We start from the raw sequence: 1422 nt of genomic DNA on the forward strand, positions 1-1422 counted from the left end.
TTGTTGCGCAGCGAAACAATAAGCGAAACAAAACTGGGTGAGTCTCTGAACCMACCGCCGTGGCACCCGACATCCACCGATTCAGTGTCGCCGGCGAGAGGCGTACGAAACGGCCTGGAGAGCGAGAAACTGATCCCCGAAAAAAAGTGACGCCGCGACAATGAGAGGGCGCCGGGCCAGGCCCGGTCGTTCACGACGGACTTCGTTGAAGGCGCGCGGACTGTGCGCCGCGGGCCGGAGACGTCCGAAACGCGGGGACTCGTGGTCGCCAGCCCGGAGAGTAGATCACGAATCGCGTGCGCACTGACCGTTCGACCGGAAACAATCGGGCCAATACCGGTCTTTGACTTCGCGCAGCTTCGCAATGGACGTCGGCAGAACGCATCGCAGTCGGCGCCTACTGGGTTCTGCCAGAATTGCGGTAAGGTCGGCTCCGGCCATGCGTTGGATGATTGTGCCGGCCTGAATAGGGGGACCGATGCCTGCCTTGACATTCAGCGCCTCATCCACGCCCCGCATACGACGCCGCGCGTTTACGAGTGCTATCGGCTGCGCCACGCTGCTCTCTATGGGCTCCGGGGCATCACGACGGCCGTTTYCGCTTTCGACGCGCCTCGGTCGACCCAGGCCGGCTGGTGGATGCCGCGTGCCACGGCGCGGGTCCAGCTTTGTTTCGATTATTGTTTCGCCGAGCAACAATGACCGCAACAATGACCGCAACAATGACCGCAACAATGACCGCAACAATGACCGCAACAATGACCGCAACAATGACCGCAACAATGACCGCAACAATGCTCGACGCTCGCCCGCCAAGGCCCGTTCTCACCTGGAGGGATCATCCGTGCAGGATTCTTCCCTTTGGAATGGATTCCTTCGGGACTGGCTCCCTTGGGATCCCTTCTCTAAGACAAAGAAATTCCGTCTGAGTTGAATTCCTGCCGGATGGTCACCTTGGACTCAGCCTGGCCGTTGCCCGTCGAGTGACGCCGGCCGCTCGATTGGCCTTGAGGGCAATCTCGCATTCGTAGAGAACCCCGGCGAGCGAGAACATGAGCTGCCAGCGGGCGCCTGGTACCCGCAGCCTGAGCCCGTGGTTGCCTCATTCTCGTTCGCCGCCCGTAGCTCGCAAGGGCCGTTCGCACCTGGGAGCATGATCCTGGCTGGGTTTTGCCCCTCCGAACGGAATTCCCTTCCGAGCTGTAGATGGCGATGCCCAATGCGTTTCCGAGCAGTGCCAATGGCAACGCCGGTAGAAAAATCGTAAGCGTCCAGCCGCGGCACCTTGATTGCGACGGATCGTTTTAGGATGCTCGTGTCCACTAAGTTTTTGGTGGACACGTGCACACTATTTCCAACGAAGCCAGCGCTGGCCGTCGACGCCGGCGCACACATAGCGCCGAGTTCAAGGCGCAAGTCGTC

Annotated in this window: 1 protein-coding gene; it reads left to right on the forward strand. The window is 60.6% G+C overall.

Translation table 11 applies throughout. The annotated features are described in order from the left end of the window. The first annotated feature begins 646 nt into the window (after positions 1 to 646). The gene (locus AC1DY5_RS55565) at positions 647 to 934 is read left to right on the forward strand and encodes a hypothetical protein (protein ID WP_478122693.1); all 288 of its coding nucleotides are present in this window, start codon (positions 647 to 649) and stop codon (positions 932 to 934) included. The last annotated feature ends 488 nt before the right edge of the window (positions 935 to 1422 follow it).

It is taken from the genome of Variovorax sp. P4_D9, from assembly GCF_056401695.1.